Below are 1,179 nucleotides of genomic sequence, written 5' to 3'. Positions count from 1 at the left end.
ATCAAGCTTCCCAATCGGAATCACTACGGTAACGTGGACAGCTACTGATGCTGCAGGTAATACTCAGACTTGTACGCAAACCGTAACAGTAAACGATACACAGAAACCAACCATCACTTGTCCTGCGAATGTTACTGCTGTAGCCGATGCTAATTCATGCACTGCAACCGGCGTTGTTTTAGGCCACTCCAACTACAAGCGATAACTCGCTCAGGAACTGTAACGGTAACTAACGACGCACCATTAAGCTTCCCAATCGGAATCACTACGGTAACGTGGACAGCTACTGATGCTGCAGGTAATACTCAGACGTGTACGCAAACTGTAACAGTAAACGATACTCAAAAACCAACCATCACTTGTCCTTCAAATGTAACTGCTGTAGCCGATGCTAATTCATGTACCGCAACCGGAGTTGTTTTAGGCACTCCAACGACAAGCGATAACTGTTCAGGAACAGTAACGGTTACGAACAATGCACCATCAAGCTTCCCAATCGGAACCACTACGGTAACGTGGACAGCTACTGATGCTGCAGGAAATACTCAGACTTGTACGCAAACCGTAACAGTAAATGATACTCAAAAACCAACAATCACTTGTCCTGCGAATGTTACTGCTGTAGCCGATGCTAATTCATGTACAGCAACCGGAGTTGTTTTAGGCACTCCAGTGACTTCAGACAATTGTTCAGGAACAGTAACGGTAACTAACGACGCACCATCAAGCTTCCCAATCGGAACCACTACGGTAACGTGGACGGCTACTGATGCTGCCGGAAATACTCAGACGTGTACGCAGACGGTGAAAGTAATTGGACCAATCAAAGCTATTGAAGATCGTGTAACATCCTTTAATGGAGTTCTGGGTGGAATCGCAGTTCCAAGTGTTCTGGATAATGACTCTCTGAACTGTAAAAATGTAGTGGCTAATGAAGTTATAATTACTTCGACTACAACTTTACCTTCAAATTTAAGTTTTGATACTAATACAGGAGCCGTTACAGTTCAGCCAAATACGCCAACGGGAACTTACACTTTTGATTATCAAATTTGTGAGGTTGCAAATCCAACAGCAAACTGTGCAACAGCTACAGTTACTATTATTGTGCAAAATCCAATCGTAGCCAACGTTGACAACAGCTACCCAGTTCAAACACCAGGTACAACAACGGCAACC

General features: G+C 44.1%; 2 protein-coding genes. Both read left to right on the top strand.

Translation table 11 applies throughout. From position 1 onward, the window contains the following. Positions 1 to 205, top strand: a 205-nt coding sequence (locus C245_RS24075; RefSeq protein WP_157495933.1) for an HYR domain-containing protein, incomplete at its 5' end; no start/stop codon positions are given. After that, positions 157 to 1,179, top strand: a 1,023-nt coding sequence (locus tag C245_RS23490; protein WP_035747235.1) for an HYR domain-containing protein, incomplete at its 3' end; no start/stop codon positions are given. The genes C245_RS24075 and C245_RS23490, both read left to right, overlap by 49 nt.

It is taken from the genome of Flavobacterium sp. WG21, assembly GCF_000335775.1.
In the GTDB taxonomy this organism is placed as follows: Bacteria; Bacteroidota; Bacteroidia; order Flavobacteriales; family Flavobacteriaceae; genus Flavobacterium; species Flavobacterium tructae.
The sequence above is the reverse complement of the archived record's forward strand: the minus strand, read 5'-3'. Positions and strand labels throughout refer to the sequence as shown.